Source organism: Bordetella sp., from assembly GCF_051960075.1.
Taxonomy (GTDB): domain Bacteria; phylum Pseudomonadota; class Gammaproteobacteria; order Burkholderiales; family Burkholderiaceae_B; genus Bordetella.
In genome coordinates, this window is the sequence record NZ_JBQCER010000094.1 from 1 (window position 1) to 24,000 (window position 24,000).

The following is a 24,000-nucleotide window of genomic DNA, read 5'->3' on the forward strand; positions in this document are numbered from 1 at the left end:
GAAAATATCAATATTTGAACTTCAAAAAACATATTTTTTTTTCCCTCAACTCCCCCCTCACCAACCCCCTTCTATTCTGTGGCCTGTCTCCACCCGGCCGGCCGGCCGGACGGGTTAAGAACCAAGAGAACTAAGAAAGACGAAGGGAAGGAGCAATCACTGCTTGCTGAGCAACCCGATCCAATGCCGAGTCGAAGCATCCTTCCAAGCCCCGGCCCCCCCATCGGCGGCATCCAGCTCCCCGATGATGCGCTTGGCCAACACCTTCCCGAACTCCACGCCCCACTGATCGAAGGTGTTGATCCCCCACAGCACGCCTTGCGTGAACACCTTGTGCTCATACAGCGCGAGCAAGGATCCCAGCGTGCGGGCGGTAAGCCTGGGCAACACGATCAGCGTGGACGGCCGTCCGCCCGGATGCACCCGATGGCGCGCCAATAGCGCGGCCTGAGCCGGATCGCTCTCGGTGCGCTGCGTCTCGCTCAAGGCCTCTTCATACGACTTGCCCGTCAACAACGCCGCGCGCTGCGCCAGACAATTGGCCAGCAGAATACGGTGATTGCGCTCGTAGCCATGATCGGGCTCGCGGCAGGCGATGAAATCCACCGGCGTACCCTGGGCATCCTGGTGCATCCACTGGAAAAACGTGTGCTGGCTGTCGGTGCCGGTAAGCCCCCACACCACCGGACTGGTAGGCACGCCGGCGGGCGTACCGTCGGCGGTGACCGACTTGCCCAGCGATTCCATCTCCAGCTGCTGCGCCCAGGGCACCAGGAAAGCCATGCGCGCGTCGTAAGGCGCGATGGCTTGCGTGGGATAGCCCAGCACACTGCGGTTGGCCACCGCAGCCAACGCCATCTGCACCGGCGCATTGGCGGCAATGGGCGCGGCAAGAAAGTGCTGATCCATGGCTTCGGCGCCGGCGAGCAGTTCGTCGACCGCCTCGTTGCCTAGCGCCAGCGCAATGGGCAGATGAATGGCGGACCACAGCGAATAACGGCCGCCTACCCAGTCCCAAAAACGAAAGATGCGCTCGTCGGCCACGCCGAAATCGCGCGCGGCCTGCGGATTGGCCGTTACGGCCGCCAGGTGGCTGAACGGATCGGCAATGCCGGCCTCGCGCAGCCAGTCGAGCGCGACCTGGGCATTGGCCAGCGACTCGGTGGTGGTGAAGGTTTTGGAGGCCACAATCACCAGCGTCTGCGCCGGATCCAGATCGGCGAGCTGCTGCAGGATGTCGTGCGCGTCGACGTTGGCCGCGAAGCGGATGATGCGGCGCAGGCCCTTGTCGCCCAGCGCGCGCACGATCATGCGCGGCCCCCAGTCGCTGCCGCCTATGCCCAGGTGCAGCACGTGTTTCCATGCGCCGCGCGCGTCGGCATCGGCAACGAACTGTCGCACATGCCTGCGCTCGCCCAGCACCGGTCCGGCCACGGCGGCCGGCGGCTGCGAAGCGCGCAAGGCCGTGTGCCAGGCCGCGCGGTGTTCCGTCCAGTTGATGGGCTCGCCGGCGAAAAGGCCTGCGCGGGTTTGCTCGAAACCCTGCTGCGCCAGCAATGCGGCGCCGGCTTGATCGAGCGCGGCGCCATGGCGCTGCGTGGTCAGATCGACCTGCAGGCCGGCCGCCTCGATGATGCGCAGGGCCGCACCGTCGAGCGCTGCGCCGCGTGCCGCGGCGGCGAACTGCTGCCAGGCGGGGCTGGAGGGAAGATCGGAAGACATGATGGCGATCAGAAGGGCAGCTTGGCTTGCGGCGCGAGCTTGAGCAGTTCGCGGCGGAATTCGTTTTGAATGCGGGCGAGCGCCGCTTCGCTATCGGCCTCGAAGCGCAGCACGATGACCGGCGTGGTGTTGGACGAGCGCGCCAGGCCGAAGCCGTCGGCGTATTCGGCTCGCACGCCGTCGATGGTGACCACGCGCTCGGTGCCGGGGAAGTCGCCCTTGGCCTGCAGCTCGCGGATGACGGCGTGCGGCTGGCCCTCTTCCATCTCGATCTTGAGCTCGGGCGTGGAGATGGCCTGGGGCAGGGCTTCGAGCACCTCGGAGGGGTTGGCGCTGCGCGAGACGATCTCCAGCAGGCGCGCGGCCGTGTAGATGCCGTCGTCGAAACCGAACCAGCGTTCCTTGAAGAAGATGTGGCCGCTCATTTCGCCGGCCAGGGGCGCGCCGGTCTCGGCCAGCTTGGCCTTGACCAGCGAGTGGCCCGTCATCCACATCAGCGGCTTGCCGCCGGCTTTTTCGACCGCCAGGCCGACGTGGCGGCTGCACTTGACGTCGTAGATGATGGTGCCGCCGGGCACGCGCGTGAGCACGTCGCGGGCCAGCAGAATGAGCTGACGATCGGGCCAGATGATCTGGCCGGACTTGGTGACCACGCCCAGGCGGTCGGCGTCGCCGTCGAAGGCCAGGCCCAGTTCGCAGTCGGTCGTGGTGACGTGCCGGATCAGGTCTTCGAGATTGTGCGGCTCGGCCGGATCGGGATGGTGGTTGGGGAAATTGCCGTCGACCTGGGTGTAGAGCTCGTCGATATCGCAGCCCAGGGCGCGCAGCAGCTTGGGAGCCACCGCGCCGCCCACGCCGTTGCCGCAGTCGACCGCAATTTTCATGGGTCGCGCGAGCTTGACGTCGGAAACGACGCGGTCGATGTATTCGTCGATCAGGCTGAGCTTGATGTGCCTGCCGGGCGCGGCGGCGGGTTGGGCCGCAGCCATCTCGCCGGGTAGTTGCTTGATCTCGTCGCCGTACAGCGCCTTGCCGCCCAGCATCATCTTGAAGCCGTTGTACTTGGGCGGGTTGTGACTGCCGGTGATGGCCACGCCGGTGCCGGAGCCCTGCGTGAAGGCGGCGTAGTAGACCAGCGGGGTGGGCACCATGCCGATGTCCAGGGCGTCCACGCCGCCGGCGGTCAGGCCGTCGACCAGGGCCTGGGCCAGCGCGGGGCTGCTCAGGCGGCCGTCGTAGCCGACCACCACGGCCTTGATCCCGGCCTTGCCGGCGCGGGCGGCCAGGGCCAGACCCAGCGCGCGAGCGAAGTCCGGATTGATCAGATCGGGAACGGTGCCCCGGATGTCGTAGGCTTTGAAAACGGAGGCGGGAAAAGGCGTGGTACTCACGGGAAATCCTTGGTTGGCGCGGGCGAGGGCCCGGATCCTGTCGCGATTATCTCTGATTCGGCCTGCCCGGTGGGAGCCGGGCATGCCATTGGGAAACAGGGCGTATCCAATCATGGAAAGCGGGTCTGACCGAATCGCGGCGGCCTCCTACAATAGCGTTGATCTTTTCGACGGGTGGCCGCCATGACGTTGTTGAATGAACTGCAATCCCTGCTGGGCGCCGATCATGTGCTGACGGGCGCAGACGCCGCGCCTTTCCTGCTCGATTGGCGGCGGCGTTATCAGGGTTCGGCCCTGGCGGTCGTGCGGCCGGGCAGCACCGACGACGTGGCGGCCGTGGTGCGCGCCTGCGCCCGGCACGGCGTGCCGCTGGTGCCGCAAGGCGGCAATACCGGCTTGTGCGGCGCCGCCACGCCGGACGAGTCGGGAACGGCCGTGGTGTTGTCCACGGCGCGGCTCAATCGCGTACGCGCGATCGACATCGACAACGACACCATCACGGTCGAGGCCGGTTGCGTGCTGCAGGCGGTGCAGGATGCGGCCGAGGCCGCAGGCCGCCTGTTCCCGCTGAGCCTGGCGGCCGAGGGCAGCTGCACCATCGGCGGCAACCTCGCCACCAACGCGGGCGGCACGCAGGTGCTGCGCTACGGCAATACGCGCGAGCTCACGCTGGGCCTGGAAGTGGTGACGGCCGAAGGCGAGATCTGGCACGGACTGCGCGGCCTGCGCAAAGACAACACCGGCTACGACCTGCGCGATCTGTACGTGGGCAGCGAGGGTACGCTGGGCGTGATCACGGCGGCCACGCTCAAGCTCTATCCCTTGCCGGTGGCGACTTGCACGGCGCTCCTGGCCCTGCGCAGCATCGACGACGCGGTCGATCTGCTGTCGCGCGCGCGCCGGCTTTGGCGCGTCGCTGACGGGCTACGAATTGATGGCGGGCGACTGTCTGCAGCTGGTGACCGACCTGTTCCCGCAGCAGCGCCTGCCCTTCGAGGGCGAATCGGCGCAGTCGCCCTGGTTCGCGCTGCTGGAGCTGTCCGACAGCGAAAGCGAAGCGCATGCGCGCGAACGCTTCGAGTCCGTGCTGGGTCAGGCCATCGAGGACGGCGTGGTGCAGGATGCGGCCATTGCCGCCAGCGTGGCGCAGAGCAAGGCGCTGTGGCATTTGCGCGAGAGCATCCCTTTGGCCGAGGCCGAGACGGGCAAGTCGGTCAAGCACGATGTGTCCATTCCCATCTCGCGCATCGCCGATTTCGTGCACTTCACCAACGACGCGCTGCAGCAAGGTTTCCCCGGCATACGCAATGTGATCTTCGGCCACCTGGGCGACGGCAACCTGCACTACAACGTGGCGCGCGGCCCGGGTTTGTCGCAGGACGAGCTTCTCGCGTTGCAGCCGCGCATCTACGACATGGTGCACGCCAGCGTGCAGGCGCACGACGGCTCGATCAGCGCCGAGCACGGCATAGGTCAGCTCAAGCGCGATGAACTGCCGCGCTACAAGAGTCCCATCGAGCTGGCGCTGATGAAGCGCATCAAGCGGGCGCTCGATCCGCACGGGCTGTTCAATCCGGGCAAGGTGTTGCAGATGTGAAGGACGAGGCGCTTGTCGGCGTCTCGCCGTGACGCGGCGGCATTTTATGAAGAGCCGCGCATTTGCAGCGTGCCGGGCAGTTCGATTCTGCGCGTCGGGCCGTCCCAGCCTTGCAGCCGCTCGATCAGGCAGCGCGCGGCCGTGCGGCCGAGCGCGTCGGTGGGCTGGGCGATGGTGCTCAGGCCGGGACCGATGAGCGCGGCCCATTCGGTCTCGTCGATGCCGACAAAACCCAGTTCCTGGCCCAGCGACCAGCCCAGCGCTTGCGCCGCCGCGGCGATGCGCAATGTGGCCACGGCATTGCCGGCCAGCACGGCGGGGCGGCGGCCCTGGGCTTGCGCGCGCAGCAGCCGCAGGCGCTGCACGAGCGCTTCCTGATTGTCCGGCGTGCTTTCCCAGAAGCTGCCGCGCAGGCCGTCCGGTCTGGCGGCGTGCGCAGCCATGGACGCGGTGAAGGTATCGCGGCGCGCGCTGCGCGAGCTCACGCCGCTGCACGGTTCGCTGATCAGCAATATCTCGCCCCAGCCGCGGGCTTGCAGATGCGTCAGGGCCAGGGCGATGACCGCGGCGTTGTCCACCGAGACAAAGTCGGCGTCCACCCCTTCCTGTTCGCGATCCACGAGAACGATGGGCTTGCCATACCTGGCGGCGCCTTGCCATAGCTGCGCGTGGGTATCCACGCGATTGAGGATCAGGCCGTCGATCTGGTAATCGGTCAAGGCCTGCAGCGCGTCGCGCTCGCGGCCGGGTTCATTGCCCAGGTTGAACAGCACCAGCAGATAGCCTGCTTCCTGGCAGGCCTTTTCGGCGCCTTGCAGCACGGCCACGGAAAAGGGATTCGTGATGTCGGCCACGGCCAGCCCGATCAGGCGCGAGCGTCCGTGCTTGAGGGCCTGGGCCATGGGGCTGGGGCGATAGTTCAGCGCCTCGATGGTCTGGCGCACGCGTTCGGTGATGTCGGGCGCAAGCAGTTCGTGCCTGCCGTTGAGATAGCGCGATACGGTGGTCTTGGAGACGCCCGCGTGCCGGGCGACGTCGGCGATGGTGGAGCGGCCCGGCGCGGACGGATCGGATTTGCGTGGGCTCATAGCGGGTAGGCTGCCGGCGGCGTGCGGCCGTCCAGCACGGCAAGCACGTTGTCCACGGCCATCTCGGCCATTACGCGGCGCGTCTCGTGCGTGGCCGAGCCTGCGTGCGGCAGGGGCGTGACGCGCGGGTGCGTGCGCAGCGGCGAATCCAGCGGCAAGGGCTCAGGTTCGAACACATCGAGCCCCGCGCCGCGCAGATGGCCGCTGTCGAGCGCGCGCAGCAAGGCAGAGGAATCGACGACGCCACCGCGCGAGCCGTTGATGAAGAAAGCCCCCGGGCGCATTTGCGCCAGCGTGGCGTCGTTGATCAGGTGATGGGTTTCGGGCGTGAGCGGCAGGGTGCTGACCACGATGTCGGCGTCGGCCAGCGCCTGGGCCAGCGGCACATGCTGCGCCTTGCCCTCCAGGTCGGGGGCCCGCACCGGACTGCGGTTGGTGTAGAGCACCCGCATGCCGAAGCCGAGCGCCGCGCGGCGCGCGACGGCCTGGCCGATGCGGCCGAAACCCAGAATGGCCACGGTCTTGTGATGCACGTCCCAGCCGAACAGATCTTCGCCGATGTTTCGGGTCCAGCGGCCCTCGCGCACCAGGCTCGCCAGTTCCAGCACGCGGCGGCAAGTGGCCAGCATCAGGGTAAAGATGGTGTCCGCCGTGGTCTCTGTCAGCACACCGGGCGTGTGGCAAAGTACGATGCCCCGCGTTTTCAACGACGCAAGGGGATAGTTGTCCACGCCCACGGACACGCTCGAAATGGCCTCGAGTAGCGGAGCCTGGTCGAGCAGCGCCTCGGTGATGGGAAAGCTCGAGCCGATCAACGCCTGTGCCGCGGGCAGCGCGGCCATGAAGGCCTCTCGCTGCTCGGGTTTGCGCGGGTTGGCCGCGGTCACGTCGTGTGCGGCCGCCAGGCGCGCCAGCAGGTCGTCGGGCAGTTCGCGAAATACCAGGACGCGGGACATGGGACCTCTCGAATCAATAGCCCGCGGCCTGCAGCTCGGCGCGCGTGGGCAGGCCTTCGGAGTCGCCCAGCACCTGTACCTGGCGCGCGCCGATCCAGCAGGCGCGCCTGACGGCGTCGGGCACCGAGAGCCCGTCGAGCAGGCCGCTGATCACGCCGACGGCGAAGGCGTCGCCCGCACCCACGGTGTCCACCACCTTGTCGACGGGGCAGCCCGGCACGCGGCCGCAGCCCAGCGTGGCGTGATCGTAGTAGGCGCCGTCGGCGCCGAGTTTGACGACGACCAGGTTGGCGCCCTGGTCGCGGTAGAAGCGCGCGATGGCCTCGGGCGTCTTGTGGCCGGTCAGCAGTTCGCCTTCGGCCAGGCCGGGAAATACCCAATCGGCGCCCGCGGCCAGCGCATTGATTTCGCGGCGCATGGTGGCTTCGTCCGGCCACAGCGTGGGGCGCAGATTGGGATCGAACGAGATGGTGCTGCCGCTCTCGCGGGCGATCTGCAGCGTGCGCTTGGCGGTGGCCAGCGCCGTCGCGGAAATCGCGGGGAACACGCCGGTGGCATGCAGGTGGCGCGCGCCGGCGAGCCAGGACTCGTCGATGTCGTCCGGCGTCATCAGGCTCGCGGCCGAACCCTTGCGGTGGTATTCGACGGCGGGGTCGCTGCCCTCGGCGACGCGGCCCTTGAACTGGAAGCCCGTGCGCTGCGCGGCGTCCATTGCCACATGCTCGCAGTTCACGCCTTCGCCGCGCATCTGGTTGACGAGATAGCGGCCCATGGAGTCGGCGCCCAGGCGGCTGGCCCAGTGCACGTCGAAGCCCAGGCGCGACAGGCCGGTGGCGACGTTGATCTCGGCGCCGGCAATGCGCTTGGTAAAGGCTTCGGCCAGCTCCAGCGGGCCGGGGCGGTCGGCGATCAGGAGCAGCATGGCTTCGCCGAAGACGGCGATATCGTAGGTTTTGGCGGCAGGGATCATGGGATGGCAAAAAAAAGAGTGTCACGCCGACTGCGCGTGAACGGCGCGCAGCGTTTGCAGCTCGCGGCGTGTAACGGCCTCGAGGTCGTCGCCCACGAGCGGATATTCGATTGCGCGCGGCGCGCCGTCCGGCAGCGCGCACAGCGTGGCGCGCCAGGGTAGCGCGGATTCGGTCAGCGGCACGGCCACCCATTTGGCGGGCAGGCGCTGCACGCCCTTGGCGTGCACATAGCCGACGCGCCCGCGCAAACGCTGCGCGGCCTGCAGCGCGCATTCGCCTTGATAAGCCCAGTTGCCGATGTCGAAAGTCATGGGCAACCGCAGCCCGGCGGCGTCGGCTGCGGCGAAAAAGCATTCCAGCGCCAGCACGGTTCCGGCGCTCGCGGTCTGGTCGTTTTCGATCAGCAGCGCGATGCCGGCGTCTTTCAGGGCATGGCCGATGGCATCGAAACCTCCGGATCGCGCCGAAAAGCCGCCGATGGACATCTTGAGCCGCCCGGCGCCGAGGCGTTGGCTGGTGGCGATGGCATGCTGCAGGGTGGGCAAGGCCCGCGCGCCGTCTGCATCGTACAGCGGCTGCGGGCAGGAATAGACCACGGCCATGGCGCCGTCATGCGACGCCTCGCGCGCCCAGGCCGCCAGTTCGGGCAGCTCGCGCGCCGCGTCGCGCAGCAATTCCTCGCGCACCTCCACGCCGTCGGCGCCGGCCGCCTGCGACAGCCGGGCAAACCAGAGCTGGCCGTGGCGCAGCACCTCGGCGGCGCCGAAAGAGGTCAGCGAGATCAGGGTTTGGGAGGCGGACGAAGCCATGTGCATATCGAATCGGCCTTGGATGCCCGCCGGGCGGGCGCCGCCGGCCATCAAGCGGTGAGTAATGCGCGCCCGGCGCGGCGTTCAGGCGTGGTGGTTGCTGAGAATCTGGCCCAGGAAGGTCTGGGTTTTGGGGTGTTGCGGGTTGCCGAAGAAGCTGTCCGGCGGCCCCTGCTCGAGGATCCTGCCGTCGGCCATGAAGATCACCCGGTCGGCCACGCTGCGGGCAAAGCCCATTTCGTGGGTCACGCACAGCATGGTCATGCCGTCCTCGGCCAGGCCGATCATGGTGTCGAGCACCTCCTTGACCATTTCCGGATCGAGCGCCGAGGTGGGTTCGTCGAACAGCATGATCTTGGGCGACATGCACAGCGCCCGCGCGATGGCCACGCGCTGCTGCTGGCCGCCCGAGAGCTGGCTCGGATACTTGTGCGCCTGGTCGGGAATGCGCACGCGGGTCAGATACTTCATGGCGCGCTCTTCGGCCTCGGCCTTGGACAGGCCGCGCGACCGCATCGGCGCCAGCGTGCAGTTCTGCAGAATGGTCAGGTGCGGAAACAGATTGAACTGCTGGAACACCATGCCCACTTCCTGGCGCACGCTGTCCACGTTGTGGCCGCCGGCCGTCAGATCGATGCCGTCGACGAAGATCTTGCCTTTCTGTACGGTCTCGAGCCGGTTGATGCAGCGGATCATCGTGGACTTGCCCGAGCCCGAAGGCCCGCAGATCACAATGCGCTCGCCGGCGCGCACCTCCAGATTGATGTCGGTCAGCACCTGGAATTTGTCGAACCATTTCTCGACGCCTTGCAGGCGGATGATGGGTTCCTGAGCATTGGTGATCATGCGGGCTCCAGCAGTGGCGGACAGCGATCAGTCGAGCTTGGGCAGAGAGGCGCCCAGCCACTTCTGATAGAGCTTGTCCAGCTCGCCGTTGGCGATGTTCTTGGCGATGACCTCGTTGATGGTCTTGGCCAGCGCCTCGTCGCCGGGACGCAGCGCCACCGCCATGTTCTGCTGCAGCAGCGGGAACTTGGTCTCGAACTGGCCGGCCGGCGCGCGCTTGGCGATCTGCGCAGCCACCGTCACCGAGCAGCCGATTGCGTCGACCTGGCCCGACAGCAGCGCCTGCATGGCAGACGCGTCGTCGTCGAAGCGGCGGATCTGGGTGCCTTCGGGCGCGATCTTGGTCACGGCCACGTCCTGCGTGGAGGCGCGCGCCACGCCGATGCGCAGACCCTTGAGGTCGGCCGGCGTCTTCATGTTCGTCTTGGTCAGGCCGTACAGCACGATGGAAGCGGCCGAGTAGGGCTTGGAGAACAGCACCTGTTTGGCGCGCTCGGGCGTGATGGCCAGCGAGGCGACCAGCATGTCGACCTTGCCCGTCAGCAGATAGGGAATGCGGTTCGGGCCGGTCACGGCCATGATGTCGGCTTTCAGTCCCAGATCTTTGGCCAACAGCTTGGCCACGTCGGCGTCGTAGCCGTCGGGCTGGTTGCTGCTGTTCAAGATGCCGTAGGGGGGAAAGTCCACCAGCATGCCGATGGTGACCTTGCCCTTTTTCTTCAGGTCGGCCAGCGTCAGGGCCGATGCGAAGCCGGGCAGCATGCTGCTCGCGGCCAGGGCGGCCATGCCGAGGGTGAAGCTGCGGCGATCGATATTCATCATGTGTGTCTCCTGCGTTTGTAGTAGTGGGGGGAAAGAACGGGGGCCTCAGCGGGTCAGCGCCCGGGCGTGGCGTTTTTCAAGGCGCCATGCCCACAGCGACAGCGGCCAGCAAAGAATGAAATACAGGGCGCCGACCACGCCGAACACGATCAGCGGCTGGAACGTAGCGTTGTCGATGATCTGGCCGGCGCGCGTGATTTCCGTGAAGCCGATGATGGCGGCCAGCGACGTGCCCTTGATGATCTGCACCAGGTAGCCCACGGTGGGCGGCACGGCGATCTTGAAGGCCTGCGGCAGGATGACCGTGCGCATGCGCCAGCGATACGACAGGGATAGCGCCTCGGCGGCTTCCCATTGGCCGCGCGGTACGGCCTGAATGCATCCGCGCCAGATCTCGCCGAGAAATGCGCCGCTGTTGAGCGTGAGCGCGGCGGCGGCGGCGAACCATGGGTTGATCTCGAAGCCCAGTATGGGCGCGCCGAAGAACACCAGGAACAGCTGCAGCAGCAGCGGCGTGCCCTGGAATACTTGCGTGAACACCGTGGCGATGCGGGCGAGCAGCGCGATGCCGCCGGTGCGCGCCAGCGCCACCGCAAGGCCCACGACCGTGCCGCCGGCGAAGGCGATGGCCGACAGCGCGATCGTCCATTTTGCCGCCGCCACGATGAACCACAGTTCGGGCCAGCCGAAAGTACGCATGTCTTGTTCCTGAAAGGCGGGTCAGCGGCGGTCGGGGTAGTTCAGGTAGGTCTGGTAGACCAGCTTGAACAGGGCATTGAAGGCCAGAGACAGCGCCAGATAGATCACGGTCACCACGATGTAGACCTCGAAGCTGCGGAAGGTCTCCGACTGGATGTTGGCGGCCACCGAGGTGAGGTCGTCGGCCGAGATGACCGAGACCACGGACGAACTGAGCATCAGCAGAATGAACTGGCTGGTCAGCGCCGGGTAGATGGTCTTGAGCGCGGGCTTGAGAATGACGAAGCGGAAGATTTCCCAGTGTTTGAGGTTCAGCGCCAGCCCGGCTTCGATCTGGCCCTTGGGGATGGCTTCGATGCCGGCGCGGATGATTTCGGTGGCATAGGCGCCCAGGTTCACCACCATGGACACCAGCGCGGCGGTGTGGGGCGTCCAGCGCAGGCCGACTGCCGGCAGCGCGAAGAAGAAGAAAAACAGCTGCACCAGAAACGGCGTGTTCCGGATCAGTTCGATATAGGCGTTGATCACGTAACGCAGCCAGCCGGGGCCCGAGGTCTTGCCCCAGGCGCAGAGGATGGCCACCAGCAATCCCAGCCCGGTGGCCGTCAGCGAGAGCTGGATGGTGATCCACGTGCCGTGCAGCAAATGCGGCCAGGCGGCGAAGACCTGATCGAACTGGAAGCGGTAAGTCATGGGGGAAGATTCAATGAAACAAGCCGATGAAACCGGTTCCAATAGTATGAATTCGGACTTTTTACCTGTATTTAGGTGAAAACCCGAATAATGTTTCCCGGCAGATGTCCGATGCGGACGCAGAGGGACGGAGCCGGTCGCCGACGACAGGTCGGCTCAGGGAGATGAATCAGTCTGCGCCGACGGGGGGCTCGAGCATGGGCGCTACGGCGTCGAGCACGCGTTGCACGGCGCCGGCATGGCGGGCCACGTAGCGCAGGCCGGCCTGGCTCATGGCGCCGCGCCGGGCATCGTCGCGCAGCAGGTCGAATGCGGCGGACAGCGCGCCGGCCGCGTCGGGCAGGCGCAGTGCGGCGCCCGCGGCAATGCCTTCGATCGTGGCCTGCTCGAAATTTTGCGTATGCGGGCCGACGATCACCGGTGTGCCGGTGGCGCAGGCCTCGATCAGATTTTGTCCGCCGTGGGCGATGAAGCTGCCCGCGACGATGGCGACGTCGCTGGCTGCGTAGTACGAGGCCATTTCGCCCATGCTGTCGCCCAGCAGCACCTGCGTGCCCGCGGGCAAGGTCTGCGCCGGATCGATGCGGCTGCGACGGGCGGTTTGCAGGCCGGTCGCCCGCAGCAGTTCGTGCACGCCATCGAAGCGCTCGGGGTGGCGCGGAATCAGCACGACCAGCGCGTCGGGCGCGCGCGCGCGCGCGGCCAGGGCTGCGATGAAGGCGGCCTCCTCGCCGTCCTGCGTACTGGCGATGGCGATGACCTTGCGCTGCCAGGCCCGCCTCCAGTCGTGGCCGCGCTCGACCTGCGCGGGCGAGACGGCCGCGTCGAATTTGATATTGCCCGTCACTGCGACCGCTCGTGCGCCGGATTCGCGCAGGCGCCGGGCGTCGTCTTCGGTCTGCGCCAGCACGCGGTCCAGGCCGGCATAGGCCTGACGCAAAGCGCTGCCGCCGTAGCGCTGGCCGGCTCGTGCCGATCGGTCCGACAGGCGCGCGCTGACCAGGGCGACGGGCAGACCGATCTGGTTGGCGATGTGAATCAGATTGGGCCAGACCTCGCGCTCGATGAGAATGCCGCAGCGCGGCTGCATGGCGGCGTAGAAGCGGCGGCATGCAGCGGGCAGGTCGTAGGGCAGCCAGCATTGCCGCAGCTGGCCTTGTTCTATCGCCTGAGCGAAGAGCCGGGCGCCCTCGCGGCGGCCGGTGGCCGTCATGTGGGTAAGCAGAACGGGCAGGCCGCGATCCAGCAGCGCCTTGATGAGCGGTTGCGCGGCGCGAGTCTCGCCCAGGCTTACCGCGTGCACCCAGACGGGCCGCCGCGCGGCCAGCGGGTTGGGATCGTAGCGGCCGAAACGCTCGCCCATATGGGCGCCGTAGAAGGCGTCGCTACGGGCGCGCAGGCGCACGCGCAGGGCGAGCAGCGGAGCGATGGCGTTGACGAGGCCGGCGTAGATCGTGCGGTTCATGGCACGGGATTATCGCTCGGCTGCGCGCGGTTTCGGCCTGCCGTCGGTCGCGGCCCGCCGCTTGCAGGCGGTCGACGCAGCGGACAGGGACGGTTTACCTCAGGATTGCTTGACCATGAGGTCGATGATCTCCGGCACGGCGGCCTGCTCCATGCCGGCCGCGCACGCCTGCTGGTAAGTGTGCAGAACGCCCAGCGCCGTCTCGCGCGCGGCACCCGCTTCCTCCGCCATGGCGGCGTAGTAGCCCATGTCTTTGTTGGCGTTGGCGATGGAAAACTTGAAGCTGGAGGTGTCGCGCGATTCGATGTAGGGGCGCAGCCGCCCCAGCACCACGCCGCCGCCGCCGCCCGTGGCGAGGATGTCGGTGAAGACCTCGGGTTCGACGCCGGCGCGTTCGGCGCAGGCTGCCGCTTCGGCCAGCACCGCGGAGAAACCCAGCGACACATAGTTGTGCAGCAGTTTCATGCGGTGGCCCGCGCCGACGGGGCCGGCGTGCACCACGTTCTCCGCATAGCTCTTGAGCAGCGGCAGGCAGCGCTCGAACAGGGCCTTGTCGCCGCCCACGATGAGATTGAGCCTGCCTTCGGCGGCTTCTTTGGGGGTGCGCGTCATGGGGGCATCGATGAACAGGCCGCCGGCCTTCTGCACCGCCTCGGCCACCTTGATGGTGGAGGAGGGGATGGCGGTCGAGCAATCGATGATGATCGTTCCGGGCCGCATGCCCGCCAGCACGCCGTCGGACTTGAAGAGCACGTCTTCGACCTGTGGGGTGCCGGTCACGCAGAGAATGACGATGTCGGCCTGACGGGCGAGGTCTGCGGCGCTGGCCGAGGTCGTGGCGCCGGCAGCCAGCAGGTCTTCCACCGGCTGGTTGCCGGGGTGGTCCAGCAGTACCAGTGGATAGCCGCCCCGAGTGACGACGTTCAATGCGATGCCGTGGCCCATCAGGCCCACGCCTATCATGCCGACTTTCGGCTTGCCTGCGCTCATGCTTGTCTCCGTGGATTCGATCCGGTTCGCGGGGTGTCCCCGATGCCTGTTGCGATTTCCATTAGACAACGCGACCGCGGATAAAAAAACACCCTGCCTGGAGCAGGGTGCCGATCTGTCGCAAAGCTCGGATTGCGGCCGCGAGCGCCCGCAATCATCGCGTCACTTCAGGCGTCCCGATAGAAACTGCCCGAGCCGTTCGCTTTTGGGATTGACGAGCACCTGATCGGGCGGACCTTCCTCTTCGATACGGCCCTGGTGCAGGAATATCACGTGGCTGGAGACGTTGCGCGCGAAGCCCATCTCGTGGGTGACGACGATCATCGTGCGTCCTTCGTCGGCCAGCGCCTGCATCACCTTGAGCACTTCGCCGACGAGTTCCGGATCGAGCGCCGACGTGGGTTCGTCGAACAGCATCACTTCGGGTTCCATGGCCAGCGCGCGCGCGATCGCGACGCGTTGCTGCTGTCCGCCGGAGAGGTGTGCGGGATACATCCCCTCGACGCGGGAGGACAGCCCGACTTTCTCCAGATATTTTCGCGCCCGCGCGATCGCCTCGTCTTTGCCGATGCCGAGCACGGCCATCGGCGCCTCGATCACGTTCTCGAGCGCCGTCATGTGGGCCCACAGATTGAAATGCTGGAACACCATCGCGAGCTTGACGCGCAGGCGCTGCAGCTGCTTCAGATCGCAGACGCGCGGCGTGCCGCGCCGGTCGAGCTCGACACGGATCGACTCTCCGCCGAGCGTGATGGTGCCCGAGGAGGGCTGCTCGAGAAAATTGATACAGCGCAGGAAGGTGCTCTTTCCCGAGCCGCTCGAGCCGATGATGCTGATGACGTCGCCCGCCTTCGCATGGAGCGAGACGCCCTTGAGCACCTCGTTCTCGCCGTATTTTTTGTGCAGGTCGTCAACAATGAGCTTGTACATAGGTCTTTTCGTTCTTCGACGGCCTTGTGGGCCGTCGTCAGTTAATGCCGATGAATCAATGGCCCTGCGGTTTCAGGAAGGCAAGCCAGCGCGCTTCCAGCCGTCTGAACATCCAGATCAGCACGAACACGATCGCCGCGTAGAGAATTGCCGCAATCCCGTATGCCTGGAACGACATATAGGTCGCGGAGTTCACGTCGCGCGTGACCTTCAGAATGTCGGGCACGGTGGCGGTGAACGCGAGCGTGGTCGCGTGCAGCATCAGAATCACTTCGTTGCTGTAGGACGGCAGCGCCCGACGAAGCGCCGACGGCAATATCACGCGCCGGTAGAGCGTGAAGCGCGACATCCCGTAGGCGAGCCCCGCCTCGACTTCGCCCGCGGACATGGTCTTGATCGCACCGGCGAAGATCTCGGTCGCGTACGCGCACTCGTTGAGCGTGAACGCGAGCAGCGTGCAGTTCATCGCGTTGCGAAAGAACGTGTTGAGCCAGGCATGGTCGTGCACGTAGTGCAGCGAATAGAGGCCCGTGTAGCAGAGCAGCAGCTGCACGTAAAGCGGCGTACCGCGGAATATATAGGTGTAAAGCCACACCGGACCGGATATGTAGCGGTTTCTCGAGGCGCGCGCGACCGCGAGCGGCACCGCGAGAACAAAGCCGAGTCCGACCGACACGACGAGGAGCCACAGCGTGATGACAAGGCCGCTAAGCCGGTATCCGTCGCTGTATAGGTAACTTTGCCAGTACTGGCCGATCAACTGAATCACAATGCGAGCCTGACGCCTACCGAATAGCGCTTTTCAAGATAGATAAGCACGAGGTTCGAGATGGTCGTGATCGCGAGATAAATCGCGCCCGCGACGAGCATGAAGAAAAAGAAATTGAGCGTGCTCTTGCCGGCGTCCTGAGCGGCTTTCACCAGATCGGACAAGCCGACGATGGACACGAGCGCCGTCGCCTTCACGAGCACCTGCCAGTTGTTGCCGATGCCGGGCAGCGCGAAGCGCATCATCTGCGGAAACAGGATTCGGCGGAACACGCGGGAGCGGCTCATGCCGAACGCGAAGCCCGCCTCGAGCTGGCCGCGCGGCACGGCGAGGAATGCGCCGCGAAAGGTCTCGGCGAAGTACGCGCCGTAGATGAAACCGAGCGTGATGACGCCGGCCCAGAACGGATCGATGTCGATCTGATCCCAGTTAAGCAGGTCGGTCACGTCGTTGAGCAGAATCTGTATGCCGTAGAACAGCAGCAGCATCAGGACGAGATCGGGGACCGCGCGGATGAGCGTCGTGTAAAAAGTGCCGACCATGGCCACCAGCCGGTTGCTCGACAGCTTGGCGGCAGCGCCGGCCAGGCCGAGCGTGACCGCCGCGGCGAGCGACAGGACGGCGAGCTTGGCCGTCATCAACGTGCCTGCCCAAAGGAGCGGGCCGAAGCCTTGAAAGAACATGCGGGGTATTCCTGGAGGGACGCGAGGCGCCGCGCGTTGCCGGCGGCGCCTCGTGCGGCGCTTAACCGCCGTAGACGTCGAAGGTGAAGTACTTCTTCTCGATCTTCTTGTACGTGCCGTCCTTGATCATCGATTCGATCGCGCCGTCGAGCTTGGCCTTCAGGTCGGTGTCTTCCTTGCGCAGGCCGATGCCGGCGCCGTTGCCCAGCGTCTTGGGATCCTCGATGGCCGGGCCGGCGAACTCGAAGCCCTTGCCGCGCGGGGTCTTCAGAAAGCCGATGTCGGCCTCAACCGCGTCTTGCAGCGACGCGTCCAGGCGACCGGAGATCAAATCCGTGTAGACCAGATCCTGGTTCTGGTAGGGCACGACGTTCACACCCTTGGGCGCCCAGTAGGTCTTCGCGTAGGTTTCCTGGATGGTGCCCTGCTCGACGCCCACGGTCTTGCCCTTGAGCGATTCGGCGGTCGGCTGCAGGTTCGCGCCCTTCTTGTCGACCAGGCGCGTCGGCGTGTTGAACAGCTTGGACGAGAATGCGATCTGCTCTTCGCGCTTGGGCGTCATCGACATCGACGACAGCACGCCGTCGAACTTGCGCGCCTTCAGCGCGGGGATCATGCCGTCGAAGTCGTTCTCGATCCATACGCACTTGGCGTGCAGGCGGTGGCAGATTTCATTGCCCAGATCGATGTCGAAGCCGACCAGCTTGCCGCTGGTGTCTTTCGATTCAAACGGGGGATAGCTCGCGTCGACGCCGAAGCGGATCGTCTTCCAGTCTTTAGCATGGGCGCCGGCGGCGGCCAGGGCAAGCATGATGCCGAGTGCGATTTTCTTCATGATGTTCCCGATTATTAATTTGCAATACCAATACGTTTCGACAAGGCGTTGCCGTCTGCGCAGGGGCAGCAGGCATCGCTGTGGGCGTCATTTCAACCTGCCTATACAGGGCGGGCAATCCGCGTTTTCCCATGGGCAGCACAGGGAAACGCGCCTCGGCGGCGCAAGCTGACTCGTTGCCTAATGCGGGCCCGGGCAGATCGAATGCCGCTTTCCCGGCCTAGGGCAAAAAAACACCCTGCGCGCGGCAGGGTGCGGATTGTACGCAATGCGGCGCAAGGATCAGCGTGCAGCGGTCACCATGCCTGCACATTCGCCGAAACCGATGCGCGGATAGCCGGGTTTGACGCACTCGGCGCGGAATATGACCTGGTCGCCGTCCTGCAGGAAAGTGCGCTTTTCGCCCCAGGGCAAATCCAGCGGCTTCTTGCCGCCTTCGGTGAGCTCCAGCAACGAAGCCGCCTCCGTGGGCGTCGGGCCCGACAGCGTGCCCGTGCCCAGCAGGTCGCCGGGTTGCAGATTGCAGCCGTTGACCGTGTGGTGCGTGACCATCTGCGCCACCGTCCAGAATGCGTCGCGGAAGTTGCTCGACGACAACTTGGCCGGCGCGGCATTTCCCGCGCGCGATTGCGCGGTGGTGAGCAGAACTTCCATCTGCACGTTGAAGGCGCCCTGCGCGCTGTTGGCGACCGAGGTCAGGTAGGGCAGGGGCTGCGGGTCGGCTGCCGGGTGTGCGAATTTCTCGCGAAATGGCGCCAGCGCTTCGAGGGTGACGATCCATGGCGAGAGCGTGGAGGCGAAGCTCTTGGAGAGGAAGGGGCCCAACGGCTGATACTCCCAGGCCTGTATGTCGCGCGCCGACCAGTCGTTGAAAAGGCTCAGGCCGAACACATGCTGCTCGGCCTGATCGATGGCGATGCGATCGCCCTGCGCGTTGCCGGTGCCCACGTAGACGCCCAGCTCGAGTTCGTAGTCCAGGCGCTTGCATGGGCCGAACTCGGGCGTGCCGCCCTCTTCAGAGGGACGCTGCTGGCCGACGGGGCGCGGGAAGGTCTGGTTCACGCCCAGGCTGGATGCGCGGCCGTGATAGCCGATGGGCACCCACTTGTAATTGGGCAGCAGCGGATTGTCCGGACGGAACTGCTTGCCCACGGTGGTGGCGTGATGCACCGAGATGTAGAAGTCGGTGTAATCGCCCACGCGTGCCGGCATGGTGTACTGCGCGTCGGCCTGCGCCACCAGCAGCGGCTCGATCCGGCCTTGCAGCGGCGAGCCGGCGCGCAGGGCCCGCGACAGCGCCAGGCGCAGCGCGCTCCAATGCTCCTCGCCCAGGGCCATCAGGGGGTTGAGCGCTTCGCCCGTGCAGGCGGCCAGCGCCTGAGCGGCCTTGTCGTCGAAAGGCCCGATGGCCGCCAGCGCGGCCAGGTCGACGATGCGGTCGCCGATGGCTACGCCGGGGCGAAAGGCTTCGCTCGAACCCGCGCGGCGAAACACGCAGTAGGGCAGGTTCTGGATGGGAAAGTCTGTGCCTGCCTGGTTGGCGCTGGCGACCCAGCTTCGCAGCGCGGGGTCGTGGGTTTCGTTGATCAGGGTCATGGAGGTGTCTCTTGTCGTGGTGGCATTCATGCTTTGGATGCGTCGAAATGCTTGGCCAGCCCTTGCCAGCATTCATAGTAATCGGGCTGCTGCAGCGGTGAATTCAAGGCTTGCTCGGTGGGCCGGATCACACGGCGCGTCTCGAACATGAAGGCCATGGTGTCGCGGATGTAATGTGCCTTGCCCGTGTCGGCGCCGGAGGCCTTTTCGAACGTATCGGCATCGGGGCCATGGCCGCTCATGCAGTTGTGCAGGCTGGCGCCGCCGGGCAGGAAGCCTTCGGCCTTGGCGTCGTACACGCCCTGGATCAGCCCCATGAATTCGCTGGCCACATTGCGATGGAACCAGGGCGGGCGGAAGGTGTGCTCCATGGCCAGGATGCGCGGCGGGAAGATGGCGAAGTCCATGTTGGCCGTGCCGTGCGTATCCGAAGGCGAGGTCAGCACCGTGAAGATCGAAGGATCGGGATGGTCGTAGCTGATCGAGCCGATCGCATTGAAGCGGCGCAGATCGTATTTATAGGGCGCGTGGGTACCGTGCCAGGCCACCACGTCCAGCGGCGAATGCCCGATGCCGGCGCGCCAGAATCCGCCGGTGAATTTGCCGATCAGCTCGAAGTCGCCTTCGACATCTTCGTACCAGGCCTGCGGCGTGAGAAAGTCGCGCGCGTTGGCCAGGCAGTTCGAACCGATGGGCCCCAGTTCCGGCAGACGCAGCGGCGCGCCGAAATTTTCCAGCGCATAGCCGCGTGCTTCGCCGTCGAGCAGCTCGACGCGAAAGCGGATGCCGCGCGGAATCACGGCGATTTCACAAGGCTCGATGTCGATGCGGCCCAACTCGGTGGCCAGGCGCAGCCGGCCCTGCTGGGGAACGATGAGCAGCTCGCCGTCGGCGTCGTAGAAAAAGCGGCCCTGCATCGAACGGTTGGCTGCGTACAGATGAATGCCCACGCCGTTCTGTTCGTCGGGACCGCCGTTGCCGCCCCAGGTCTGCATGCCTTCGATGAAATCGGTAGGCCGGGTGGGCGCAGGCAACGGATTCCAGCGCATCTGGTTGGGCGTGACCGGCGCGCGGCCGAAGTCGCTCAGCCAGCCCGGGGCGAAGTCGCTGGCCTGAAAAGGCAGATGCTTGGCGCCCGGACGAATGCGGTAGGTCCACGAGCGGCGGTTTTCGGCGCGCGGCGCGGTGAAGGCCGTGCCCGAGATCTGCTCGGCGTACAGGCCGTAAGGGCAGATCTGGGGCGAGTTCTGGCCGACAGGCAGTGCGCCGGGCAGGGCCTCGCTGGCACAGTCGTTGCCGAAGCCCGATTGGTATTGCAGGGTGTCCATGATGTGTCCTCCGGCGCGCGGCGCGAGCCGCGTCGGCGCGTGAAAAATAGGTTTTCGCCGCTTATTTTCGGTAATCGCCCGTTCTGCTGCTATGGGAATGAGAAAATACAGGATATAAATTTCATGAATAATGGTGCGATCCGGCACCGATCCGCCGTTAACGGAAAACCCCAGCATGCCCGACTTGCGCCGCCTGGACCTGAACCTGCTGGTGGTCTTTCAGCACCTGCTCGAATTGCGCAATATCTCGGCCGTAGCGCGCCGGCTCGATCTGAGCCAGCCCGCGGTGAGCAACGCGCTGCGCCGGCTGCGCGCCACGTTCGGCGACGATCTGTTCGTGCGCACCGGGCAAGGCATGCTGCCCACGCCGCAGGCCGAGCGCCTGGCCGGTCCGGTCGCCGAGGCGCTCGGCCTGCTCGATCGCCTGCTCGAGGCCGACGAGCCGTTCGACCCGGCGTGCAGCGCGCGGCGCTTCTGCATCGCCATGAGCGACGTGGGAGAGATTCATTTCATGCCGGCGCTGATGGAAGCCTGCGCTCGGCGCGCTCCGGGCGTGCGTATCGACTCGGTGCGCGGCGGGGCGGAGCTGCGGCGCGATATGGAGGCCGGCCGCGTCGACCTCGCCGTGGGCGCATTCGATGATCTCGATGGCGACATCCTGCACCGCATGCTGTTCCGGCAAGGCTATATGACGCTGTTTCGCAAAGGGCACCCGCAGGCGCACGAAAACATGGGAATCAAGGCTTTTAGAGCCCAGCAGCATCTGATCGTGTCGCGCGCCGCGCCTTACGGGCAGATCAACCAGGCGCTCGAGGCGGCCGGCGTGCTCCTGCGGGCGCATCACAGCGTGCCGCACTTCACGGCGGTGCCTCATGTCTTGAGCGTCACCGATCTTCTGGCCACCGTGCCGGCCAGGCTGGCTGCCCAGACGGCGTCCCGCTTCGGTTTGCAGACGATGGTTCCGCCCCTGCGCGCCCCGTCGCTGCAGACCAATCTGTATTGGCAGCGGCGCTTTCATCGGGATGCGGGAAATCAGTGGCTGCGCGGGTTGATCGCGGAGCTGTTCGCGCAGGGCTGATGCTGCCGGCCCCGTTCAGCGCTTTTGGCAGCGGGGGCAGAAGTAGGTGGCGCGCTGCCCCTGCACCAGTCGACGTATGGGCGTGCCGCACACTTTGCACGGTTGACCGGCCCTTTCGTACACGGCGGCATGAATCGCGAAGTAGGCCCCGGGCTCGCCGCTGGCGCCCACATAGTCCCGCAGCGTGCTGCCGCCCGATTCCAGGGCGTCGGAGAGCGTGGCGCGGATGGCCTCGGCCAGGCGTTCGCAGCGGGGCAGCGATATCTTGCCGGCCGGCGTGCGCGGGTCGATGCCCGCGCGAAAGAGGCTTTCCGAACAATAGATGTTGCCCACGCCTACGACCGCCGATCCGGCCAGCAGCGCCTGCTTGACGGCCATGCCGCGGTTCTCGAACTGCCGGCGCAGCCAGCGGCCGTCGAAGCGCGGATCGAAGGGCTCGATGCCCAGCTTGGCCAGAAGGGGATGGTTCTCGATCGGGCCGTCTTCATCGGGGTGCCAGAGCACAGCGCCGAAGCGGCGCGGATCGTGCAGGCGCAGGATGGCGTGATCGAATATCCATTCGACATGGTCATGCTTGCGCAGAAACGCTTTTGGGGGGACTGCGCGCAAAGAACCCGACATGCCCAGATGGACGATCTGCACCCCGTGTTCGAAACGCAACAATAGGTACTTGCCGCGGCGGTTGCATTCGATTACGGTGCGGCCCGCCAGAAGCGAGGGCATTTCGGCCGGAATCGGCCAGCGCATGCGCGATTCGTGCACCAGCAGGCGGCGCAGCGGCTTGCCGGTAATGACGGCATCGATTCCGCGACGTGTGGTTTCGACTTCGGGCAATTCCGGCATGAGCCAGTGTAAGATGATTCGTTGCTAACCTGGCGATTGTGCCATTGCCGTTCAAACCCCGATAGGCTGCTACGTTGTCGTACTCTTTTTTCAAAGTCGGAACTGCCGCGTTGGCGCTCCTTCTGGTTGGCATGCAGCCCTTGTCGGCCCAAGCGCAACCTGTGCCGAGCCCGGCCAAGTCCTCCGCCCCCGTCAATCCTCCCATCGCCGGACGCAGCATTCAGCTGCGCGAAGGCAAGCTGCCGCTGGTGCCGCTGACGGGCGACATCTTCTATCGCGTGGTGGCCTCCGAGATCGCAGCGCAACGCGGCATGTACGGCCCGGCGGCCAATACGCTGATTCCGCTGGCTCGCGAAACCGGCGATCCGCGCCTGGCGCATCGTGCGCTCGAATTCCAACTGGCCGGCGGCAATCTGGCTGGCGCGCTCGACGCCGCGCACCTGTGGGCTCAGCTGGCTCCTTACGACAGCAACGCCAGCGCGGCAGAACTGGCGCTGTCGGCCGCCAACGGCCAAACCCGCGGCATGGCCGCAGCCCTGCGCAAGCGCATCGAGGTTGCGACGGACAAGGCCGCAGCCATCACTCAGGCCATGGGCGTGGTCAGCCGGCTAAACGATCGCCGCCTGGCCCTGCGCATCATGGATGAAGCCTTGAGCGATCCGGCCGTGCGCAAACTGCCGGCCGCTTTGCTGGCCCTGTCCGACGCTGCGTATGCGGCGGGCAACGACACCCGTGCCGTCAGCGAGGCCCGCGCCGCGTTGGCGGTCGATCCCAAGTCCGAACCGGCCGCGCTGCGCGCACTGCAATACGGCATCGCCGTCGATCCCGCCGCGGCGCAGCAGCAGGCGCGAGACTTCCTCGCGCGCAACCCCAATGCGCGACGCCTGCACCTGGTGCTGGTGGGGCAGATGGTCAAGGACGGCAAATACGACGACGCGCTGGCCGAGCTCGACGCCATGTCGCGGCGCACACCCGAAGATTTCGATCTGCTCTTCATGCAGGCGCAGGTGGCTTACCGCGCCAACCGCCTCGATCAGGCGCGCACGCTGCTCGGCCAATACCTCGACGTGCAGGAGCAGCGCCAGCGCAGCACGGCGCCGGGCGCCACCATGGCCTCCGCCTCGGCATCCGATGCCCACGTGCTGCTGGCCCGCATCGACGAAGACCAGGGCCTTATCGACGACGCCATCACGGAATTGGGCCGCATCCAGGATCCGGCCATGCGCTACAACGCGCAGCTGCGCCAGGCGGTGCTGATCGCGCGCCAAGGCCATACCGACAAGGCCTTGGCCTTGCTGGACAACACCGCGCCGCAAGACGACGACGAACGCGTCCAGGGCTACCTGACCCGCAGCCAGATCCAGCGCGATGCCAATCGCATGGACGCGGCCGTCGCCACGCTGAAGACGGCCGATCGCGCCTTTCCCGAGACGCCCGAGATCAAGTACGAGCTGGCCATGCTCAACGAGCGTCTGGGCCGCATCAACGAGGTCGAGCGTCTGCTGCGGCAGGTCATTGCGCTCAATCCGGACAACGCGCAGGCCTATAACGCGCTGGGCTATACGCTGGCCGACCACAACAAGCGCCTGCCCGAGGCGCTGGACCTCATCACCCAGGCGCTGAACATTGCGCCCAACGATCCCTTCATCCTCGACAGCATGGGCTGGGTGCGCTATCGCATGGGTCAGCTCGACCGCGCGGCCGAGTACCTGCGCCGCGCCTATGTGCAGCGCCCCGAAGCCGACATCTGCGCGCACTATGCCGAGGTGCTCTGGAAAAAGGGCGACCACGAGCGCGCCGCGGCGTTGCTGCGCGAGGGCTACAAGAAAGATCCCAAGAACCCCACGGTGGTCGGCACGCTCAAGCGGCTGGGGGTGAAGCCTTGAAGC

At 66.2% G+C, this 24,000-nt stretch carries 20 protein-coding genes and 2 pseudogenes; 3 read left to right on the top strand and 19 right to left on the bottom strand.

Annotated elements, in window-relative coordinates; all coding sequences use genetic code 11:
* Nucleotides 1-156: 156 nt before the first annotated feature.
* Both pgi and ACTHJ1_RS16340 read right to left on the bottom strand, forming a co-directional pair.
* Nucleotides 157-1,722 (bottom strand): glucose-6-phosphate isomerase, encoded by a 1,566-nt coding sequence (pgi, locus tag ACTHJ1_RS16335; protein ID WP_440194479.1) that lies wholly within the window; start codon nt 1,720-1,722, stop codon nt 157-159.
* Between the two features lie 8 nt (nt 1,723-1,730).
* A complete protein-coding gene (locus ACTHJ1_RS16340; protein ID WP_440194482.1) occupies nt 1,731-3,113 on the bottom strand; it encodes a phosphomannomutase/phosphoglucomutase in 1,383 nt (460 codons plus the stop codon).
* A 183-nt stretch (nt 3,114-3,296) separates the two neighbouring features.
* On the opposite strand from ACTHJ1_RS16340, the pseudogene ACTHJ1_RS16345 reads away from it, so the two are divergent.
* A pseudogene (locus ACTHJ1_RS16345) lies at nt 3,297-4,710 on the top strand (FAD-binding oxidoreductase).
* Between the two features lie 44 nt (nt 4,711-4,754).
* On the opposite strand, the gene ACTHJ1_RS16350 reads toward ACTHJ1_RS16345, so the two are convergent.
* The 16 genes from ACTHJ1_RS16350 to hmgA form a co-directional block, all read right to left on the bottom strand.
* A complete protein-coding gene (locus ACTHJ1_RS16350; RefSeq protein WP_440194485.1) occupies nt 4,755-5,798 on the bottom strand; it encodes a LacI family DNA-binding transcriptional regulator in 1,044 nt (347 codons plus the stop codon).
* The gene (locus ACTHJ1_RS16355) at nt 5,795-6,754 is read right to left on the bottom strand and encodes a 2-hydroxyacid dehydrogenase (RefSeq protein ID WP_440194487.1); all 960 of its coding nucleotides are present in this window, start codon (nt 6,752-6,754) and stop codon (nt 5,795-5,797) included. Before ACTHJ1_RS16355 ends, ACTHJ1_RS16350 begins: the two co-directional genes overlap by 4 nt.
* A 13-nt stretch (nt 6,755-6,767) precedes the next feature.
* Nucleotides 6,768-7,724, bottom strand: a complete 957-nt coding sequence (locus ACTHJ1_RS16360; protein WP_440194490.1) for a sugar kinase — start codon at nt 7,722-7,724, stop codon at nt 6,768-6,770.
* Between the two features lie 21 nt (nt 7,725-7,745).
* On the bottom strand, nt 7,746-8,540 hold the full coding sequence (locus ACTHJ1_RS16365; RefSeq protein WP_440194492.1) for a sugar phosphate isomerase/epimerase family protein: 795 nt from the start codon (nt 8,538-8,540) through the stop codon (nt 7,746-7,748).
* A 78-nt stretch (nt 8,541-8,618) separates the two neighbouring features.
* The gene (locus ACTHJ1_RS16370) at nt 8,619-9,380 is read right to left on the bottom strand and encodes an amino acid ABC transporter ATP-binding protein (RefSeq protein ID WP_440194495.1); all 762 of its coding nucleotides are present in this window, start codon (nt 9,378-9,380) and stop codon (nt 8,619-8,621) included.
* Between the two features lie 27 nt (nt 9,381-9,407).
* Nucleotides 9,408-10,202: a transporter substrate-binding domain-containing protein gene (locus ACTHJ1_RS16375; protein WP_440194498.1), complete on the bottom strand. Its 795-nt coding sequence runs from the start codon at nt 10,200-10,202 to the stop codon at nt 9,408-9,410.
* A gap of 45 nt (nt 10,203-10,247) precedes the next feature.
* Nucleotides 10,248-10,901, bottom strand: a complete 654-nt coding sequence (locus ACTHJ1_RS16380; RefSeq protein ID WP_440194501.1) for an amino acid ABC transporter permease — start codon at nt 10,899-10,901, stop codon at nt 10,248-10,250.
* A 21-nt stretch (nt 10,902-10,922) separates the two neighbouring features.
* On the bottom strand, nt 10,923-11,594 hold the full coding sequence (locus tag ACTHJ1_RS16385; protein ID WP_440194504.1) for an amino acid ABC transporter permease: 672 nt from the start codon (nt 11,592-11,594) through the stop codon (nt 10,923-10,925).
* Nucleotides 11,595-11,763: 169 nt separating this feature from the next.
* On the bottom strand, nt 11,764-13,059 hold the full coding sequence (locus ACTHJ1_RS16390; protein ID WP_440194507.1) for a 3-deoxy-D-manno-octulosonic acid transferase: 1,296 nt from the start codon (nt 13,057-13,059) through the stop codon (nt 11,764-11,766).
* Nucleotides 13,060-13,158: 99 nt separating this feature from the next.
* Complete coding sequence (locus ACTHJ1_RS16395) at nt 13,159-14,070, bottom strand: NAD(P)-dependent oxidoreductase (protein WP_440194570.1); 912 nt, start codon at nt 14,068-14,070, stop codon at nt 13,159-13,161.
* Between the two features lie 141 nt (nt 14,071-14,211).
* On the bottom strand, nt 14,212-14,979 hold the full coding sequence (locus tag ACTHJ1_RS16400) for an ABC transporter ATP-binding protein (RefSeq protein WP_440194510.1): 768 nt from the start codon (nt 14,977-14,979) through the stop codon (nt 14,212-14,214).
* Between the two features lie 55 nt (nt 14,980-15,034).
* Nucleotides 15,035-15,748: an ABC transporter permease gene (locus ACTHJ1_RS16405; protein WP_440194513.1), complete on the bottom strand. Its 714-nt coding sequence runs from the start codon at nt 15,746-15,748 to the stop codon at nt 15,035-15,037.
* Nucleotides 15,745-16,431 carry an ABC transporter permease gene (locus tag ACTHJ1_RS16410; RefSeq protein ID WP_440194515.1) on the bottom strand — a complete coding sequence of 229 codons (687 nt, stop codon included), beginning with the start codon at nt 16,429-16,431 and terminating at the stop codon, nt 15,745-15,747. The genes ACTHJ1_RS16405 and ACTHJ1_RS16410 overlap by 4 nt, the downstream gene beginning before the upstream one ends.
* Nucleotides 16,432-16,492: 61 nt before the next feature.
* On the bottom strand, nt 16,493-17,266 hold the full coding sequence (locus ACTHJ1_RS16415) for an ABC transporter substrate-binding protein (protein WP_440194518.1): 774 nt from the start codon (nt 17,264-17,266) through the stop codon (nt 16,493-16,495).
* A 282-nt stretch (nt 17,267-17,548) separates the two neighbouring features.
* On the bottom strand, nt 17,549-18,862 hold the full coding sequence (gene fahA, locus ACTHJ1_RS16420; protein WP_440194521.1) for a fumarylacetoacetase: 1,314 nt from the start codon (nt 18,860-18,862) through the stop codon (nt 17,549-17,551).
* A 26-nt stretch (nt 18,863-18,888) separates the two neighbouring features.
* Nucleotides 18,889-20,190, bottom strand: coding sequence for a homogentisate 1,2-dioxygenase (gene hmgA, locus ACTHJ1_RS16425; RefSeq protein ID WP_440194523.1), 1,302 nt, complete (start codon nt 20,188-20,190; stop codon nt 18,889-18,891).
* 175 nt (nt 20,191-20,365) lie between these two features.
* Here hmgA and ACTHJ1_RS16430 point away from each other — a divergent pair, with 175 nt between their 5' ends.
* Nucleotides 20,366-21,268, top strand: a complete 903-nt coding sequence (locus tag ACTHJ1_RS16430; RefSeq protein ID WP_440194525.1) for a LysR family transcriptional regulator — start codon at nt 20,366-20,368, stop codon at nt 21,266-21,268.
* A gap of 15 nt (nt 21,269-21,283) precedes the next feature.
* Here ACTHJ1_RS16430 and mutM read toward each other — a convergent pair whose 3' ends face one another.
* Complete coding sequence (gene mutM / locus ACTHJ1_RS16435) at nt 21,284-22,111, bottom strand: bifunctional DNA-formamidopyrimidine glycosylase/DNA-(apurinic or apyrimidinic site) lyase (RefSeq protein WP_440194528.1); 828 nt, start codon at nt 22,109-22,111, stop codon at nt 21,284-21,286.
* Nucleotides 22,112-22,154: 43 nt separating this feature from the next.
* Between mutM and ACTHJ1_RS16440 the strand changes: the two are divergent.
* A pseudogene (locus ACTHJ1_RS16440) lies at nt 22,155-23,997 on the top strand (tetratricopeptide repeat protein).
* The last annotated feature ends 3 nt before the right edge of the window (nt 23,998-24,000 follow it).